Annotated in this window: 17 protein-coding genes; 14 read left to right on the plus strand and 3 right to left on the minus strand. The window is 38.1% G+C overall.

Annotated features, from left to right (window positions below):
• Positions 1-4 precede the first annotated feature (4 nt).
• The 4 genes from H0184_RS18220 (at position 5) to H0184_RS18235 (ending at position 5,005) form a co-directional block, all read left to right on the plus strand.
• Entirely contained in the window at positions 5-1,051 is a 1,047-nt protein-coding gene (locus tag H0184_RS18220) for an aldo/keto reductase (RefSeq protein WP_221827459.1), read from the plus strand.
• A gap of 59 nt (positions 1,052-1,110) precedes the next feature.
• Positions 1,111-2,565: a Na+/H+ antiporter NhaC family protein gene (locus H0184_RS18225; RefSeq protein ID WP_221827460.1), complete on the plus strand. Its 1,455-nt coding sequence runs from the start codon at positions 1,111-1,113 to the stop codon at positions 2,563-2,565.
• Positions 2,566-2,915: 350 nt separating this feature from the next.
• Positions 2,916-3,290 (plus strand): VOC family protein, encoded by a 375-nt coding sequence (locus tag H0184_RS18230; RefSeq protein ID WP_221827461.1) that lies wholly within the window; start codon positions 2,916-2,918, stop codon positions 3,288-3,290.
• 254 nt (positions 3,291-3,544) lie between these two features.
• Entirely contained in the window at positions 3,545-5,005 is a 1,461-nt protein-coding gene (locus H0184_RS18235) for a S8 family serine peptidase (protein ID WP_221827462.1), read from the plus strand.
• Between the two features lie 237 nt (positions 5,006-5,242).
• Here H0184_RS18235 and H0184_RS18240 read toward each other — a convergent pair whose 3' ends face one another.
• The 3 genes from H0184_RS18240 to H0184_RS18250 all read right to left on the minus strand — a co-directional run bounded on the left by H0184_RS18240 (position 5,243) and on the right by H0184_RS18250 (position 8,488).
• The gene (locus tag H0184_RS18240) at positions 5,243-5,881 is read right to left on the minus strand and encodes an adenine nucleotide alpha hydrolase family protein (RefSeq protein WP_221827463.1); all 639 of its coding nucleotides are present in this window, start codon (positions 5,879-5,881) and stop codon (positions 5,243-5,245) included.
• A 110-nt stretch (positions 5,882-5,991) separates the two neighbouring features.
• Positions 5,992-6,741 (minus strand): response regulator transcription factor, encoded by a 750-nt coding sequence (locus H0184_RS18245; protein ID WP_221827464.1) that lies wholly within the window; start codon positions 6,739-6,741, stop codon positions 5,992-5,994.
• Complete coding sequence (locus H0184_RS18250) at positions 6,716-8,488, minus strand: cache domain-containing sensor histidine kinase (protein WP_221827465.1); 1,773 nt, start codon at positions 8,486-8,488, stop codon at positions 6,716-6,718. Before H0184_RS18250 ends, H0184_RS18245 begins: the two co-directional genes overlap by 26 nt.
• 225 nt (positions 8,489-8,713) lie before the next feature.
• Here H0184_RS18250 and H0184_RS18255 point away from each other — a divergent pair, with 225 nt between their 5' ends.
• The 10 genes from H0184_RS18255 to H0184_RS18300 all read left to right on the plus strand — a co-directional run bounded on the left by H0184_RS18255 (position 8,714) and on the right by H0184_RS18300 (position 18,048).
• Positions 8,714-10,063, plus strand: a complete 1,350-nt coding sequence (locus H0184_RS18255) for an ABC transporter substrate-binding protein (RefSeq protein WP_221827466.1) — start codon at positions 8,714-8,716, stop codon at positions 10,061-10,063.
• 60 nt (positions 10,064-10,123) lie between these two features.
• Positions 10,124-11,062, plus strand: coding sequence for a carbohydrate ABC transporter permease (locus tag H0184_RS18260; protein ID WP_221827467.1), 939 nt, complete (start codon positions 10,124-10,126; stop codon positions 11,060-11,062).
• A gap of 1 nt (position 11,063) precedes the next feature.
• Entirely contained in the window at positions 11,064-11,900 is an 837-nt protein-coding gene (locus H0184_RS18265) for a carbohydrate ABC transporter permease (protein ID WP_221827468.1), read from the plus strand.
• 46 nt (positions 11,901-11,946) lie between these two features.
• Positions 11,947-12,303, plus strand: coding sequence for a cupin domain-containing protein (locus H0184_RS18270; protein WP_221827469.1), 357 nt, complete (start codon positions 11,947-11,949; stop codon positions 12,301-12,303).
• A gap of 39 nt (positions 12,304-12,342) precedes the next feature.
• Complete coding sequence (locus tag H0184_RS18275) at positions 12,343-13,428, plus strand: Gfo/Idh/MocA family oxidoreductase (RefSeq protein ID WP_221827470.1); 1,086 nt, start codon at positions 12,343-12,345, stop codon at positions 13,426-13,428.
• A 15-nt stretch (positions 13,429-13,443) separates the two neighbouring features.
• Positions 13,444-14,358, plus strand: coding sequence for a sugar phosphate isomerase/epimerase family protein (locus H0184_RS18280; RefSeq protein ID WP_221827471.1), 915 nt, complete (start codon positions 13,444-13,446; stop codon positions 14,356-14,358).
• Positions 14,351-15,586: a Tm-1-like ATP-binding domain-containing protein gene (locus H0184_RS18285; RefSeq protein ID WP_221827472.1), complete on the plus strand. Its 1,236-nt coding sequence runs from the start codon at positions 14,351-14,353 to the stop codon at positions 15,584-15,586. Before H0184_RS18280 ends, H0184_RS18285 begins: the two co-directional genes overlap by 8 nt.
• Positions 15,579-16,424, plus strand: a complete 846-nt coding sequence (locus tag H0184_RS18290) for a phosphoenolpyruvate hydrolase family protein (protein WP_221827473.1) — start codon at positions 15,579-15,581, stop codon at positions 16,422-16,424. Before H0184_RS18285 ends, H0184_RS18290 begins: the two co-directional genes overlap by 8 nt.
• A 141-nt stretch (positions 16,425-16,565) precedes the next feature.
• Complete coding sequence (locus tag H0184_RS18295; RefSeq protein ID WP_221827474.1) at positions 16,566-17,501, plus strand: DMT family transporter; 936 nt, start codon at positions 16,566-16,568, stop codon at positions 17,499-17,501.
• Positions 17,502-17,685: 184 nt separating this feature from the next.
• A complete protein-coding gene (locus tag H0184_RS18300) occupies positions 17,686-18,048 on the plus strand; it encodes a Na-translocating system protein MpsC family protein (RefSeq protein ID WP_221827696.1) in 363 nt (120 codons plus the stop codon).
• The last annotated feature ends 117 nt before the right edge of the window (positions 18,049-18,165 follow it).

The following is an 18,165-nucleotide window of genomic DNA, read 5'->3' on the forward strand; positions in this document are numbered from 1 at the left end:
GAAAATGGCAGAACGAATACAACTAGCAGAAGATTATAGTATTAGCAGAGTGATCAACGGTTGTTGGCAGTTATCGGAAGGTCATAGCTTACAAGCAAAGCTAGATATGCAAGATGTCATGAAGGCCTTCCATATGCTGGCTGAAAGAGGATTTACGACATTTGATTGTGCAGATATCTATACAGGTACTGAGGAACTCCTCGGTGAATTTTTAACGGAACTAAAAGAAGGGAGCACCCTTTCACCGCATGATATTCAAATTCATACCAAGTATGTACCGGATATCAATTTGCTTAGCGAGGTCGATTACACGTACACAGAAAAGATCATTGATAGAAGCCTCAAACGTCAAAAACGAGATGTATTGGATCTTGTTCAGTTTCATTGGTGGGATTACAGTGTGCCTGGATTTGTTGAGACTGCGGGAGATCTGTTGAGACTTAAAGAAAAAGGAAAAATCCGTAATATTGCTGTTACAAATTTTGATACGAGGCATTTACGCGAAATTGTTGATGCAGGTATCCCTGTTGTGTCTTGTCAAAATCAATACTCGGTTTTTGATAGACGTCCAGAAAAAGAATTACTAGATTATTGTAAAAGCAAAGGAATTTCCCTGCTTTGCTACGGTACATTATCTGGCGGATTGTTAGCGGAAAAATGGATTGGCCAAACTTCAATTCAACCCGAAACTCGCTCTCACGTTAAATATTTTCAGGTGATTGAAGATACTATGGGCTGGGATGGCTATCAGGAATTGTTGGTATTACTGCAAAGAATTGCTAAAAAGCATTCTGTCAAAGTTTCTCAGATTGCTACGAAATATATATTAAGTCAAAAAGGTGTCGGAGCATCTATTATTGGAGTGAGAAATAGCAGACATGTTGAGTCAAATACGCAAATATTTGCTTTCGAACTTGATCGTACCGATATCGAAGCAATAAAACAATTCTTAGACAACTATCCAACAGTAGACGGCGAACCGTTTGAGTTAGAGCGTACAGCTGATTCGAAATATCGCAATATTATGAAGATGAATTTAAATGAAGAATAAATGAAAGTGGATGTTTAGTTTAGAATAGAAAGTTTAGAATAGTAGAGGAGAGTTCATGTATGAATAAAAGACTTGAGTTTAGAGGCGGCTGGGTCACTGCGTTTATTCCAGTTGTGATTTTTCTATTTTTCTGCATACTGTATTTTATCGTATTTAAAGCGTTTGAAATGTACGCTCTTGCCATGGGGGCTTTCGTCGCTCTGATGGTAGGTTCTGTTTTGGTGAAAAAGGGTAACTACGATCGGTTCTGGGATTCCGTCTATGAAGGCGTAAAGGAAGCTGTACCGATTACCATTCTACTGTTTGTAATCGGGATGTTTTCCTCACTGATCAAAGAGAGTAACATTTCTTCAGGTTTTGTATGGCTAGCTGATTTACTGGGCGTTGATGGAGGATTATTCACCGCGTTTACGTTCTTAGCCGTTTGTGTCATTGCAACTGCTACGGGATCATCGATTGGAACCATGTTTACCTGTTTCCCGATTTTCTATCCAGCAGGAGTTTTGTTAGGCTGCGACCCTGCCATTCTCGCGGGCGCCATCGTGAGTGCTTCTATTTTTGGAGATAACTTGGCTCCGATATCAGATACGACCATCATCTCTGCTGGAACGCAAGAATTTACAAAGAAACGAGGCTTTGCAGATATCGGCGGCTGTGTTGCCACTCGACTGAAATATTCCTTGGTCGCAGGTGTGATCTCGTTTGTTCTGTTCTGGATCTTCGGCGGCGGAGGCAGCGCAGGTTCAGATGCTGCAGATATCCTTGAGAAGAACATGAATCCAACTACACTAGTTATGCTGGTTCCAGTAGCAATCATGTTAATCGTGGCGATTAAAACCCGAAATATCTATAAAGCTATTACTATAGGTATTGTTTTAGGAACCATCACGGCTCTAGCATTTAACCTCTTAACTTTTGACAATGTGATTTCTGTTTCAGATGGCGCTCCGGCAGGATTCTTAACGGGAGGTATCAGCTCCATGATGGCAACAGTAACGTTGGTCATTTCCGTTTACGGGATCATGGGTGTGCTGGGCGGTGCGGGTGTACTAGAAAAAGTCACGAATGGCATCCTTAACAGCAAAATGGGGAAAAGTGTCCGTGGTGCTGAGTTTGCAATGATGTTAGGAATCTCGTTTACGACTTTGATCTTCGGGGGTGTGACTAGTGCATCGATGACCACCTTTGGAAAAGTACAGAATGAGATTGGTAAACGGGTGGGTCTCCATCCATACCGCCGTGCCAATCTACTTGATGGTTTTGCGAATGCCATCGTGCTCGTTGTCCCGTTCTTAAGTGTTTTTGTCTTCCTCGGTGCTTTATTGTCGGAAGGCTATGATTTTATTGCGCCGCTTTCCCTAACACAAGTCAGCAGCGGTATGATTTATTGCATGGTATTGTTCTTGGTTCTATTATTCTCGATCATAACAGGATGGGGCCGCCAGTTTGAAGGCTCTGAAGGGGAAGCTGTTAGTAAACCACAAGAATATACAAGCAAAAGTGCTGTGATGTAAAGGGGATTCACCAGTACCTTATATGGAACCAAATACACTTTGGAAAAGAGAATAAGTCATGTTTCTGACGTTAAAAAAAAGAGCTCATTCATGTTAACGGGTTCCGTTTCCTATCACAAACATTAAAAATATATGTTTAAATGAGTGCCAATTTGCATATGAAATTGACACTCATTTTTTATTGGTGTAAGGCCATTTGAGCGGAAATTACTTAAAAATTTATATAGGAAATTGCACCAGCCATTGTAGGTGTACAATGGCTGGTGCAATTTAATTCAATATTTTGGAATGAAAGAAACACAAAAAAGAGAATTATTTGATATACCAAATTAAAGTAAGGAGAGGTAAATATGAGTAAATCATTTATTGAGCAAGTACATTATATTAGAATTCCTGTAAAAGATTTAGAACAGTCTGCACAATGGTATAGAGATGTATTAGGTTTTCAGTTATTAAACATTACTGACGATCCATTTGCGATTTTTAAAGTAAATGATGGAGCTTTTTTACTTATCTTAGTTCCAACTGACGATGAAACATTTGCCCACTTTACAATTAATAATGAATCAGCTTTTAGTATTGGCTTTACAAGCCCAGAACTATCCGAATTTTGTCAACACCTAATTAATAATCAAGTTAAAGTCGAGGATATACAAGAAGATAACGGTCATTCGTATTTCCACTTTTATGATCCAAATGGTAATAAACTTCAAGTACACTGGTAGGAACAAAATTCATGCGGGCTCTTTTTATAATAGACTTTATAAGTTGAATGAGTGGCACTACCCAGAAAAGAGTCAGACAGTGCCCACTCATTCATTATTTTTCAATTTGTACTTTCATTAAAACTCCTATTTTCTATTAATTTCTCTATTGAATTATTGAACTTTTGTAAAGTTGGTTTACAAAAATGGTATAAAAATGTAATTTATATTAGAATTGAAGTGGTGATAATTTCCATATTCAAAGGAGGAGGACCATGAAGAAAGTTTTAGTAAAAACCTTGCTTTCTGTAACATTAGGGTTTGGATTTGTGGGGGGATCTGCGACATCCAGTTTAGCTGCAGAAATTCAAGGAACGAAAACAGCAGAGGAAAATCTGTACGTGATTGCATTTAAAAATGGGCTGCCAAAGGATTATGAAGACGTAATCGAGAAAGCAGGAGGCCAAGTGTTGAAAGTACTCCAAGAAGTGGGAGGAATCCAGGCACAGTCTGATGATTCTGCATTTCTACGAAATCTAAAAAAAGTGCCTTCCATTGAGGTTGCCAGTAAAGAAGTGCCACTAGCATTAAACCAACCGGCATCGACTTCCAAAGTTGCACAAACAGCTGCCATCCATGAACAAGGAAGTCTATGGGATGGGCAATGGGACATGCAAAGAGTAACAAACAATGGGAAATCATATGAAATTGAAACCGGCGGATATGTAAATGATAAGGGAGAAACTGTACATAAAGCAGTGGTAGGGGTTATTGATACAGGAATTGACCCAACTCATCCAGATTTGCAGAAGAATCTTCTTGGTGGACGGAATTTAGTCCCTGCAGGGATGGATGAAACGGAAACCGGAAACCCAAATGACATCGTAGATCGAAATGGACATGGAACACATGTGTCTGGAATCATTGCGGCAAATGGAAATGTCAAAGGGGTAGGGCCAGACCTAGGAATCCGTACGTATCGTGTATTCTATTCGGATCAAGCTCTTACTCTGCCATCCTTTATCATTGATGGCATTATTGCAGCTGCGAATGATGATGTAGACGTTATTAATATGTCTCTAAGACTCTATCATACTTCGAAAACCATCATCGAAGGAGAAACCTATAAAACAACGGCTGATACGTTATTGTGGAAGCGTGCGATTCAATACGCCTTGAAGAAGAACGTTACCGTTGTAGGTGGAAGTGGGAATGAAAGCTTAAACTTGGATAATAAGAATGAAGTTACGGATTACTTAAACACACTTTATGAACCATTGGGAATCTCACTCCAAGGACCGACAACAGTTGTACCAGCACAATTGCCTGGAGTAATCAATGTATCAGCTTCGAACAAGTGGTCCAAACAGGAACTTGCTTTTTTCTCCAATTATGGAAACTCTGCGATTGATGTAGCAGCTCCTGGAGGAGACTTTGGTGCAAAATATGCCGAAACCTTTGATCCTGAAACAGCTGATTTTACTAACTTAATCCTTAGTACCTGGCCAACTTACTTAGGGTCGGATTATAATTATAACGCAGGTACATCGATGGCGGCTCCTCAAGTTGCTGGGATTGCGGGTGTCATTAAAGCGGCAAACCCTGATTTAAAGCCATCACAAGTATCAGCCATCATTAAGCAAACTGCTATTGACTACGGAAAACCTGGACAAGATGCCTTATTTGGATCCGGGGAAGCTAATGCTTATCGAGCGTTGATGAATATTAAGAAATAGGGGTTGTTGTTCAAAACCACTAACAATTAAACGGGGACATTTCATTAATAATGAGATGTCCCCGTTTTGTCAGCGGCATGATTATTGCATGTTACTGATTGACCTCGTGTCAGGCACTGTCAAAATAGTACATTGGTGTCTGACACTTATATTTTACAAGTCATTTACTGTTGGTTCTGAGGATTGTATATGATTAATATTAATTACCTTCGGGTCTGTTAGATTGGAATTACTAAGTTAACTAATAATTTGATCAATATCCTCTTTCTTAACTTTTCCATGTAAGACTTTAATTACTTGATGCTCATTTCCATGTTTCATAACAAAAAATCCGTTTGTGAAGTCAGAAGCACTCATTTTATAAAAGATTCCTTTTTTTCCTTCGTTGTTATGATCACTCTTAAAGGAAATTTCAAATTCATCCGCAATTTTTATTAATTCCGCAGCTATTCCTCTGTCAAATTCTTCGCTGTCGTTCACATCACGACTGACTTCAACAATGTGCAAATCGACGCCTTCAAGTTTCTCGAGAAGATTGTTTATTAATGAGTCTTGCAACATCAATTCCAGTTTGGAAAGAGACACTTGCCCAATGACAATTTGAGTGGCCTTCTGTTCCTCAGCAAACTGAGCGATATGATAGGCAATTTTTTTTAACTTAGAAGGCTCAGACATTAGCTGCACATTATATTTTTCGGCCAAGCTCTCAAACATTAACTTTGTTTGTAATTGATTGAAATCCAGTTCGTCAAAAGGTGCTTTTAGCACATTTAGTACAACACACTCCCCATTAAACGCATCTGCCAAAACTTTTCCTCTCTGAATTAGCTTTTCAGCGTAATAAGGATTACTAATACAAACTACAATCTTTTCCAAAATAGTCATCACCAGCCTTTATAGTAAATTATAGAATATTGTTTCTAAAATTTCATTCGAATTTATAAGATCAGTTTAAATAAGGAATTTTAATAGAACCTTTGCTATTCTTATTCATTGGTAAAGTATTGTTTCCGAAATTCTTTTGGTGTCATATTGTATAATCGTTGGAACGTTTTTGCAAAAGATTTAGGATCCTTGTAGCCAACAAGAGTACCAATTTCATAAATTTTTAGAGTGGGGTTTTTGGTTAATTCACATGCTTTCTCCATTCGAACCCTTGTTAAATAATTTAAAAAGGTTTCACCGGTAACAGATTTAAATACTTGACCAAAATAGTGGTCTGTAAGATGTAAGCGGTTTGAAATTTCCTTTAATGTTAACGGTTTCATTAGATTAGACATGATAAAAGATTGTGCACCTAAAACCAGTCTTTCATGATATGTGGTGGGGTCGTGATCAGATTCTGGCTCAACCTTTTTGGTCGGGTTCATGTCAAATATGATTCTATCAATGGCATCCATCAGTTCATCTGTATCGATTGGTTTTAGAATATATCCTTTTGCATTGTATCTCATCGCTTTTTGGGCGTAAGAAAACTCTTCGTACCCACTCATAATGATCACATGAATGTTCGATTCCTTTTCATAAATATGCTTCGTTAACTCTATCCCATCCATTTCTGGCATCCGTATATCTGTTAAAATGATGTCCAAATCCTCTTTTTCCATCCAAAATATTGCCTCTTTTCCATTTTCAGCCGTGCCGACCACATCGATATTTCGCTCATGCCACTCATCCAATGATTTCAAACTATCCGATATTAGCCAATCGTCATCCACTATTAACATTTTGAGCATCATATACCTCCATGGGGATTGAAATTGTAACGGTCGTACCTATATTTATGTAACTATCTATCGTAATACCAAAAGAACTGCCGTAATGTGAGTGAATTCTTGTTTGTACATTATAAAGCCCAATTTTATTCTTATATTTCGCAAGGTTTTTAGAGCTGAATTGAAGCTGGTGAGTAATCTGTTGCACCTTAATAGAATCCATTCCAACTCCATTATCTTTAATGGTAAATATAATGGTTGAGCCTCTGGTTTCCCCGATTATCTCGATATTTCCGGATGATCTTAAGGGGTCAATCCCATGAATAATCGCATTTTCAACGATAGGCTGCAGGATCCATTTCACCGAAAGATAGTCCTCTAATATAGGATCAATCGAGATCTTGTAGGTTAATGGTTCTCTCATCCGTACCTTTTGAATCTCCAAATAATTGACGATATAATTGATTTCCTGTTTGATAGGGATTTTTTCTTCAAATGAACTTATACTCGATCTCAGCAGTCTTCCAAGCAGCACAATCAGACGGCTAATTTCAGTTTCTCTCTTTTTACGAGCCAAAGAATTAATCGTTTCTAAGGTGTTATAGATAAAATGTGGGTTAATTTGTAATTGTAATGCGGTGATTTCCGCTTCTTTCTTTAATTTCTCTTCATGTTTTACCGCTAGAATTAATTTCTTTATTTCCCCAATCATCGTATTAAAACCTTTTCCGAGGTCACCGATTTCATCCTTTGAATGGACAACAAACCTTTCATCCAGGTTTCCAGATTCCACCTTTTTCATCACTCTGCCAAGATTCTTAATTGGTGTTGATATTCGATGTGATATAAATAAGGATGCAAGTAAACAAATGAAGGCAGTTGTGATCGTTATAATCATGGCGATTTTCTTAATTTCATTCACTTTTCCATAAAATGCATTTTTCTCAAAATACTCTGATACGTACCATCCTGTTTGAGGGAAATACTTTGTGAAAACAAGAAATTCTTCACCGGAAGGACTTTTAATGGTAGAACCAGATGTCGAATCTGCTACGTCCTTATATTCCAGATTAATCTCTGGTTCTAATACATAACCATGATTGTCATAAATAAAGGTTCCCGAATTATTAAAAGAACTTCCTCCATCATTTCGCAGGATGTCTTTTAACAGATTTTCTTTAAAATCAATGATAAGATACCCGAAGGACTTTATCCTTCGGTCCCATACTTTTTTAACATAAGAATAAACCTTATCTTTCTTATTAATATTCGAATAAGGTTGTTCATGAAGGGTTGTAATTTGTGGGGTGACTTCCTTGTTTTTTTCTATTTCTTTAACCCAAGAGAGACTCTTAAAGTCCTCATTTTTAAATTGTAAATCATGAGAATATCCATAATTGTAGATAAAGCCATTGTTGCTGACGATCATGATTCCTTCCGTTTCTGGTCTTATATTTTGAATACTTAATAGTAATTCATCAAGCTCAATATAATATTTAGGGTGGTCTATTGGATTGGTGTTTGTGAGAAACTCAGAAAAAATTTTACTTTGTGTAATCCCTTGATCCATTCGTTCCAAGTCCTTCATGAATGCTGAAAGAAAACTAATCTTTTGTTCCAAAACGTCATCTGCATGATACTGTAAATTTTCATATAAATTATTGGAATACTTATCATAAGCAAGCCAGCCAACAATGCCCATTGGAATCAATGAAAAAAGAACAAATGTCAAAAATAGCTTTAAAAAGATAGAGTTGATGAATTTCATTATTTTCCCCCAAATGATAGACAGTATTGTACTCTACGATCTATTAACCACGATTCACCCCCCTTTTAACCATCTCTTGCACCATTGAAAGAAAGTTTAAATCATTTAGAATTATTAATATATTAACGTTACTTATATTCTATGGAAAGGAGCGTGAAATGTAAAATAATAATTTTACTATTCGGATAAAATAAAAACTAATATGAAAAAGGGATGGGGATGTTTATGAAGGGGAACAAACATAAGATTTCTTTTTTACTAGTGTTATTGATGATTCTTACAACAGCGTGTCAATCTCCAACATCATCAAGTGAAGATCAAACAAAAAAAGATTCAAAAGAAGTAAAAAACGAATCAGCAAGTGGGAATGATCATGTACTTGATCTTATGATACCAAACTATTATAACGATGTAGAAAAGCAGCAATGGGCGAGTGTTGTTGAAAAGTTTAATGAAATTAATCCTGATATAGAAGTAAACATTACCAATGGGGATGTGCAAGTAGAGTCTGGGAAACTTCCTACTCTATTACAATCAGGAATTGAACCACCGGATGTAATCTTAATGAATGCGGGTCCAGGAAGGGTATCGATTCTATCAGATGTAAATCTAATCCAACCCTTAAATAATCTTTACGAGAAGAATAAGTGGAAGGATGACCTTAGAACATTTGCCTATGACCTGATTTCTAAAGGGGAAAACATTTATGAGGTTCCACACATGATCGATACAATAGGAATGTTTTATAATAAAGATATTTTTAAACAAAATGGTGTGGAAGTTCCTACTAATAAAAACGAATTTTTGAAAGCGCTTCAAACTCTTAAAGATGAGGGTGTAGCACCTATAACAGTTGGGGCAAGAAATGGGTATGCGATTGGTTGGATTTTTGGAGTCATGATGGAAAGTGTAATGGGAACAGAACAAGTAGAGGAATTATTCTATGGTGATGGTAAATGGAATGATCCTAAAGTCGTAGAAGTTGCTGAAATGATCGCTGATTGGGTTGAAAAAGGCTATATAACGAAAGAATCCGTTACACAGACCCAACCTGATTCAAAGTTTAGATTTTTATCGAAGCAAGCAGCCATTGAAGCGGAAGGTACGTACCTCATTACGGATTTAGCGGATCAAAAGCTTGAGGACAGTGTAAATATGTTTATGATGCCATCGTTTGTTGATGGAGATGTTGCGCAGCCTGTCGGTGGAATTGGGTTAACATGGGTTGTTCCTACAAAGGCGAAAGACGTAGAATATGCTGAAAAATGGATGGACTTCATTCTATCTGAGGACTATAGCAATATCGTATTAAATCTGCCTGACTATAACTTTATCCCAGCTTCTAAGGCTTCTGAAAACATTGAACCGGTTGGTGACGTTTTAAAAACTGCCATGAAATCCATTGAAGATGGTTCTGGTTATAATCCAAGTGTGTTCATGGGAGTAGAAGCAAAGGAAGCGTATTACCAAAACCTGCAAGGGCTTGTTGGTGGATTGGTTACCCCACAAGAGGCAATGGACAACATCGAGAAGGGTGCAGAAAAAGACAGAGCAAATGGATTTAGTTTAAAGTAAGCGGATGTTTATGGGACTTGGTCGTGTGAGCAGGTCCCTACGAAGAAGGGAGGTCATTACATGACTCAATCAACTCCATTAATAGAAATGGATAAAAAGAGTGTAGTTGCTGTCAATAGTAGAACAAAGCTGAAGATCAAGAAAGCTATTACAATCGCATCTTTTCTTCTTCCAGGATTGATCTTATATGCCGTTTTTATGTTATATCCGATGATTGACGCCGTTCGATTTAGCTTCTTCGATTGGGATGGAGCATCACCAAGTATGAACTTTGTAGGGTTTGAAAATTATGTTCAACTGACTAAGGACGACATTTTCTTAAAATCTTTAGGCCATAACCTATTGTGGGTCCTACTTAGTCTTACTCTCATGGTGGTTCCTACCTTAGTGTTGGCGGTCTTAATTAGTAGGGTTAAGAAAGGAAAAATGTTTTTCCGGGCAGGATTTTATCTGCCAAGTGTTCTTTCCTTAGCCGTTGTTGGCGTACTTTGGTCGAAAATCTATGATCCAATGATGGGACCGATAAATGTCTTTCTAAAATCAATTGGGTTAGAGAGCTTGGCAAAAAACTGGTTAGGGGAACCGTTATTTGTAATTCCTGCTCTCGTCATAGCCAGTACATGGGCATTCTATGGATTGTATTTAATTCTCTTCCTTGCAGGTCTTCAAAGTATTGACTACAGCCTATATGAAGCGGCAGACATTGATGGTGCTGGCCCGATTCGTAAGTTTTGGAATATTACGATACCAAGTTTGAGAAATACATTAAATGTTGTCATCAGTATGGTCATCATTCACGCGCTTAAAGGATTTGCCTTAATTTGGATCATGACTCAGGGTGGACCATTCTATATGAGTGAACTTGTCTCGACATATGTCTATAAAGCAGCATTCAGTATGAACAAGGTGAGCTATGCAACAGCTGGTAGTGTGGTGTTGGGGATTATTGTAATCGCATTCACGATTAGCTTTAACTATTATCGAGAAAGGACTGAATAGTATGGGTACGCGATTAAAGCAATTAAAAGGTTCCCAGGTAACACTTTTGGTTACCTTGTCAGTATTATTGCTATTCATTACATCTCCTATCTTTTACGCGGTATTAGCTAGTTTTAAATCGAATATGGAGATATTTAGTTCTCCTTTCTCATTGCCTAAATCATGGAATTTCGATAATTACATCGGGGCTTGGAATCTAGGAAACTTTAAAACTTATTTCTTAAATAGTGCATTTATCACCATAGGTGGGATGGTACTCGTTGCATTAGTGGCAGCACCAGCAGGCTATGCGTTTGCACAACTTACTTTTAAAGGAAACAATCTACTCTTTTATTTAGTCTTATTGGGTATGGCATTGCCGGTTCAGGCCATTATCATTCCAATCTTCTTTCAACTTAAATCAATGGGAATGGTTGATACTTTAACAGGCGTAACTTTAGTATCTGTCGGACTCGCACTTCCGTTTTCCATATTTCTCATGAGAAATACATTTCGGGATGTTCCTAAAGAATTACGGGAATCTGCTGCCATTGATGGTGCTGGGGAATGGAGAACGTACTGGTCGGTTATGTTACCTCTAGCGAAACCTGGTCTAGTTGCACTTCTTATCTTTACTTTTATGAATATTTGGAATGACTTCTTACTGCCGCTTGTCCTATTAATATCTCAAGAAAAATTTACGATTTCATTAGGTCTTTATTCTTTCCAAGGAGAACAATCTACAAACTTTGGGTTAATCTTTGGAGGCACTGTTATCAGCATGATACCAAGTATTATTGTGTATCTGATCTTCCAGCGTTCCTTTGTTGAGGGAATGGCAAGTGGAGCAAATAAATAATACTTGTAGTTTCATATAAAAACGAAAATAAAAGGAGAGATTCATTATGGCTACGATTACTGACTTAAATGAGGCAAAACACTTAATTCAAAACGACTGGGGTTCTATTCAATGGCTATGCGGACAGGAAATCGATCCTGAAGCAGAAATGACATTTGGAATGGTTTATATTAATGCAGGTGTCTCAAACCCGAGACATATTCATCCGAATTGTGAAGAATTTATATTCGTCCTTTCTGGAGAGTGTGATCATTCTTTAGGTGATGAAACGTATCATCTGAAACCAGGAATGATGCTGCGCATCCCAAGAAATGTTCCGCACAATGCTACGGTTACGAGCTGGGAACCATGTCGAATGATCATCGCGTATTCAGCACCTGACAGACAAACCATTGGTGAATAAGACTAACGAAAAATTGTAATCAAAAAAGGAGATCAGACAATGGAACCAATTAAATTTAATTATGAGTATAGTAACAAACTTCGCATCGGCTTTATCGGCTGTGGTGCACATGCCTATCGGAATGTATATCCTACCTTTGACTATGCACCCGTTGATCTTGTAGCTGTTTGTGATTTAAATCAAGAAAGAGCGGATCTTTACAAGACCCGTTTTGGAGCAAAAAGTGCCTATACCGATTATATGGAAATGATCAAAAAAGAGGACCTCGATGCCATATTCATTGTTTTGAACTTTGATAAAAACGGTCATCCCCTTTATCCAAAGATCGTTCCAGAGATCCTTAAAGCGGGTCTGCCTGTATGGATGGAAAAACCGCTTGCTTATACGGCGAAAGAAGGCGAGGAATTACTAGAGTTAGAAGCTAAGACCGGCCAAACTGTGCTTGTTTCGAATAAACGCTATTTTTATCCGACTTTCGTTAAAGCCAAACAAATCTTAGAATCTAGTACTTTTGGAGAAGCGGCATCGGTTTCAGGTAGATATCCCTTAACACTATCTCCGTTTGAAGAGAAGCTTGGAGAAAGAACGGGGCTTCATTGGTTCTTAGATATTTGTCACCCGATGTCAGGCATTCATTACTTAATGGGTGATGTGAAAGAAATGATGTTTATCGAGCACCAGCCAAGTGGGAATGTTCATACTCTACTAAAATTCAAGTCAGGCGCGATCGGTAATCTAGAACTGCCTTCTACACAAGCTGACACGAGTCCATTAGAACGTTATGAAATTATTGGAAACAAAGAAAATGTTGTCATTGATAATGCAATTCGCCTTGCTTATTACAGAGGTTCAAAGGGCAGCGGAGAATACGGTAAGGCCCCCCATTACATAGGGGATAATCCTTTAGAGGGACCAGTTCATTGGGAGCCAGAATTTTCCCTAGGGCAGCTTTATAACAAGAACCTTTTCTTACAAGGAATGGTCCAAAGTGTTAATCATTTTGCTCATGCGGTTTTGAATGATAGAAAAGTAGAACGTGCTACATTAAGTGATGCTGTGCATTTAACAAAGATTTTTGATGCTTATAAGAATAATCGTTCTGGCAACTGGATCACAATTGAGTAGACGGAGGGGTATAAAATGAAATTTAGTATTTTTACAGATATGTTAGGAACGGAATCTTTCCAAGAATCATTGGAGCATGCAAAAAGCTTAGGTTTTACGAATATAGACTTAAGAGGAAAGCTAGATGGGTCTACCATTGACGATATCACTCCCGAAAAAGCGCGGGTAATTAGTGAACTTATTCAGGAGAAAGGACTACAGGTTAGCAGCCTTAGCTCTTGGGCAGTTAACTCCTGTACGTTCTCTGGACAGCCTAAATATGATAATCATGATGAAGAACACCATAAGCAAATGGGTGAAGTACTAAACCGTTTATTTGAATTAGCTGATATTTTTTCTACTAATTTCATCCGTATCTATTCCCTATACCGTCAAGAGGATTTCAATCTTCTATCAGATGAGGAGAAGGAAGCGCAATATCGGCATAATGCAAACGTGATGTTACGACATGCTGAACTAGCAAAATCTAGAGATAAAATTCTCTTAGTAGAAAACGAACCACCAACATTAACGAACAGCTGCAAAGAACTCGGTATTCTAATGAACTATACTAATCATCCCAATTTAAAGGTCAACTGGGACGTATTGAATGGTTGGAGAGCAGGGGAGTATCCTACTGTTGAGAGTTATGAGCATATAAAAGGTCATGTATATCAAACACATTTAAAGGGTGCATACAGATTATCCAATTCCATTACAGTAGAAAATCCTACTGGTACATTCGGTAATTTTGCCATCGCAGGAAAAGATGATTATGACCATGGTCCAGTTATGAAGGCCATTGCCGAAAATGATCCACAAGTGATCTTAACCATTGATACGCACTATCCGTCCTTTTATGTACAAGACCGAATTGGTGAGGTAGAAGTTGTCCGTCAAACAAAGGAATTCTTCGAAGGAATCGTGGTGAAGGAGGGTGCACATGAGTAAGAAAATTGTTTTAGTAGGTTCATTGGATACAAAGGAAAAAGAGTTTCTCTATGTCAAAGGAATTATTGAAGAAAATGGACTTGAAACAATTTTAGTGAATACAGCTGTGTACCCTTCCTTCACTGAAGGAGACGTTTCGAATGAGGAAGTCGCGAAAGCTGGCGGCTCCTCATTGGAGGAATTAAGAGAAAAGAATGACCGTGGTGGTGCTGTTACCATTATGGCGAACGGTGCTAGAAATGTAGTAAATAGATTGATAGAAGAAGGAAAGGTTGGAGCTGTGTTCGGAATGGGCGGAACGGCTGGAACGACGGTAGGTGCTACAGCCATGAAGGACGTTCCAATTGGAATTCCAAAGCTATTAGTGTCAACCGTTGCTTCTGGGAACACCAGACCATATGTGGGCGAGAAGGATATTATGATGTTGTATTCGATTGTGGATATTGCAGGTATTAATAGTCTTTCATCACTCATCCTAAAGAATGCAGCCAATGCACTTAGTGGGATGGTTAATGGGAATAAAATTAGCATTGAAGTGGAAGAAAAGCCAATGATTGCTGCAACCATGTTCGGGGTTACGACACCATGTGTGAATCAAACAAGAGAAATCCTGGAGCAAAGTGGATATGATGTTCTTGTATTCCATGCCACCGGAGCCGGTGGTGATTCAATGGAAGCTCTAATAAAGGAAGGTTTCATTAAAGGCGTGGTAGATATTACAACAACAGAATTAGCAGACGGACTTGTTGGTGGCATCTTTCAATCTAGTGAATCCCGACTAGAAGCAGCCGGTCAAGTTGGTATTCCACAGGTCGTTTCTGTTGGAGCATTGGATATGGTTAATTTTGGTCCTCCTGAAACAGTCCCTGCGCAATTTAAGAATCGGAAATTCTATCAGCATAATCCAACTACTACGCTGATGAGAACAACGGTAGATGAAAATCGAAAACTAGGTGAAACCATTGCTCGAAAATTAAATAAAAGTACATCGCCCGTTGTCCTTGTCTTTCCAAAAGGCGGAGTTTCCCTATTAGATCGTACGGGTCAGCCATTTGATGGTCCAGAAGAGCGTGATACGTTATGCAACGCTATTAAGGAAAATCTATATGATCACATTACGTTTATTGAAGTAGAAGAGGATATCAACCACCCAAGTGTTTCTGAGCTAATTGCAGCAACACTATTAGAACAAATTGGTACAAAGAAAGGAGACGCGACACATGTCTAAATCAAGAGTGGAAGTTATTCAAAAATTAAAGCAAAAAATTCAAAACAATGAGGTTATTATCGGTGGAGGAGCAGGTACTGGCCTTTCCGCAAAAAGTGCAGAAGCAGGCGGCATTGATTTAATTATAATTTATAACTCAGGTCGTTATCGTATGGCAGGCCGTGGTTCATTAGCTGGTTTAATGCCATATGGCGATGCGAACCAAATTGTCGTGGAAATGGGCAATGAAGTGTTAACAATTGTGGAAGACACACCGGTATTAGCTGGTGTTTGTGGTACAGACCCATTCCGAAATATGGATGTATTCCTAAAGCAGCTAAAGGAACAAGGTTTTTCTGGGGTTCAAAACTTCCCTACAGTTGGACTGATCGATGGCCAATTCCGTCAGAATCTTGAAGAAACGGGAATGGGTTATGACTTAGAAGTGGATATGATTTGCAAAGCTCACAATATAGGGCTTGTTACTTCTCCATATGTTTTTAGTGAAGAAGATGCGATTAAAATGGCAAAAGCAGGAGCAGACATTTTAGTGGCTCATGTGGGTCTTACAACTAAAGGTGCCATTGGTGCACATACAGCCATGGATATTGATGATGCTGTTGAATTAGTTCAGAAAATTCACGATGCTGGGAAATCAGTGAATCCAGATATCATTGTATTGTGCCATGGAGGGCCAATCTCAGAGCCAGAAGATGCAGCCTATGTTCTAAGTAGAACAAACGGGGTTTCTGGATTCTTCGGAGCTTCAAGTATCGAAAGATTACCAACGGAACAAGCGATTTCTGGTCAGGTAAAACAATTCAAAAGTATTGAACTAAGTCCAAAGGTTCAAGCCTAGGTACTTAACAATTATTAGGATCTAACCCATTAATCTTAGCAAAGACCACTGTTATCTCGTGTTTTCGTGAGTTAAATGCAGTGGTCTTTTTATGGAAGAGCTTGTGAATGGAGAGATCTTACGTGAATGGGGATTCATTGAATGAAGAAGAACTATCTTTACTTATTGTTAATATCCATGATGGCCATTTGGGGTTTTAATGTTATTGCTGTCAAAATTGTCGTCACTGAATTTCCACCGGTTACGATCACAGCATTACGCATTTTTATTGCGTTTCTTGCACTAGCACCATTCATTTTCTATAAAAAATTGTATCGTACATTAACCAGGAAAGAATGGTATTACGTTATTGGTATTTCTACTTTTGGTATATTTGGTTTTCAGTACTTTATGTCTGTTGGATTGAATTATTCAACTGCAACAAATGCTGGAATTATTCTAGGAGCATCACCTATAGCAACCGCTATTGCAGCAGCGATTTTTCTCAAGGATAAATTAACCATCCCAAGAGGATTTGGCTTTCTATTAGGTTTTATTGGGGTCACTACTATTATTATGGCAGGAGGCAATGAAGGTTTTTCAATTTCAATGGGTGACTTGTACCTGTGCATCGCCGTAATTGTTCAGACGATTAGCTTTGTGTTGATCAAAAAGGCTTCAGAAACGCTGAATACTACTTATATGACTGGAATGACTCTATTAATAGGGTCAATCATGACAATGATTATTGGATTTTTCAGTGAACCTAATGGAATCTCACAAATACAGGGTGGAAGCAGTTTGGCTTGGGGCTTATTGGTTTTCTCTGGTTTTGTTGCCACAGGATTAGGCTACTTAATAGTGAATTCAGCCATCCAACAGGTTGGTGCTGGGAATTCTGCCATTTTCCTAAATCTTTCTCCATTCTTCTCCGTGATTTCTGCCTATTTTGTATTACATGAAAGTATTTATCTGTCTCACTGGGCTGGGTTTAGTTTAATCGTAATCGGTGTATTATTAGGTGCTGGAATCGGGCAGGCCAAACCTAATAAAGAGAGTACAGTAAGAACCTCAATTACTATTAATCGTGTTCCTTGAAAAAATTATCTATTGTATTGAATTCTCTTCCGTGATATTATATAAAATAAATTGTGGGAAAATTGCAAAAATACTAAATTTATAGAGACTGGCTTTTTAATACGAGACAGCGATCCTGTTAATCGGTTAAAGTGGTTTAGTTTAAATAGAAGTAATTAGTAAGTGGAATGGGATGAATGATACAGTGAATAAATATGAAGCAGAATTTAGTAATATCGTTCGTGCATACCGAAAACGTCATATGGGAAAAGGACCAAGCCAGGTGAGAACGACCTTTTGTAATTGCTGGGCGATTTGTGAATTAGAAGGAAATTTATCACCCATTGAGAAATTTATTGCAACTACTGATGATGGAAAGCAAATGCTCCGTGCTGCTCGGACAGAAATGGTCAAAGAGATTTATAAGAAAAACCCTCCTATTGAAATGGAGGAGCTGCTTGGAGCAGGCTTCCTTGAGGTATTTGTTGATATTGATATTGAAGCTGACAGAGGAATGTCCATTTTCGTCTTTGATCGGGATATTGAACAAAAACATAAAAATTTGTAACCATAAACTTACTCAATTGTATACTGTTGGTACTTGACAGCGAACCTGTTAAAGACTAACCACCACGGAGAATACCCTTACTTAAGGGGCTCCTTGGTGGTTTTTTTATTGTATTAT

Source organism: Neobacillus niacini (assembly GCF_019749295.1).
Taxonomy (GTDB): Bacteria; Bacillota; Bacilli; order Bacillales; family Cytobacillaceae; genus Neobacillus; species Neobacillus niacini_D.